1 protein-coding gene is annotated in these 699 nt (G+C 40.2%); it reads left to right on the plus strand.

Translation table 11 applies throughout. From position 1 onward, the window contains the following. The first annotated feature begins 166 nt into the window (after positions 1 to 166). Positions 167 to 643 carry a DUF6495 family protein gene (locus HC175_RS15915; protein WP_168024843.1) on the plus strand — a complete coding sequence of 159 codons (477 nt, stop codon included), beginning with the start codon at positions 167 to 169 and terminating at the stop codon, positions 641 to 643. The last annotated feature ends 56 nt before the right edge of the window (positions 644 to 699 follow it).

Consider the following 699-nt stretch of genomic DNA (forward strand, 5'->3'; position numbering starts at 1 on the left):
TGTAAAGCCTGCTTCTAACGGAGTGGGCTTTTTTATTTAAAAAAGAGTCAAGAGCCAAGAGTCAAGAGTCAAGACTTTGGATGTGCAAACAGGATTTTACGTCCATTTTTATAGCCTATCATGGTGATAAAAAATCTTGAATTTTGAACCTTAAATTCTGAATTAAATGAAATACGCCCGACTAACAAAAGAGCAGTTCGAGGAGCTGCACCAGGAATTTATAAATTTCCTTGCCTCTCAGTCTATAACCGGAGAGGAGTGGGAGGATATCAAAAAGAATAAGCCCGAAGTCGCCGAACAGGAACTTGATGTTTTTAGTGACCTTGTATGGGAAGGAGTGCTTAATCAGGCGAAATTTTTAGAGCATATTTCTCCCAACCAGATCTACCTGTTCAAGATCACCGAATTCACCATCAATCTTATTGGTGTAAAGGTAGATTATGAGGCTATCGATATCACCACCCGACAGGGATACGCCTGGTTGCAGCAAAATTTAATGGATAACCGGGTTTCGCTATACACTTCCTCTAAAAACATAAGTGATGATCGTAACAAGGATATTTTTGCTTTGATCCAGCAAGGAGCGGTGATCACAAAAGGAGATCTTTACGGCTTTTTTGAGAAGTACCTTAATCCGGAATAAATTTTAGCGTAGAACGATCTTTTTGATCAGGTCCCTCCCCAGCTCCTCATTGAGCA

Source organism: Salinimicrobium oceani, from assembly GCF_012037645.1.

Coding starts and splice junctions, on each gene's coding strand:
- HC175_RS15915 (WP_168024843.1), top strand. CDS start 167: ATGAAATACGCCCGACTAACAAAAGAGCAGTTCGAGGAGCTGCACCAG.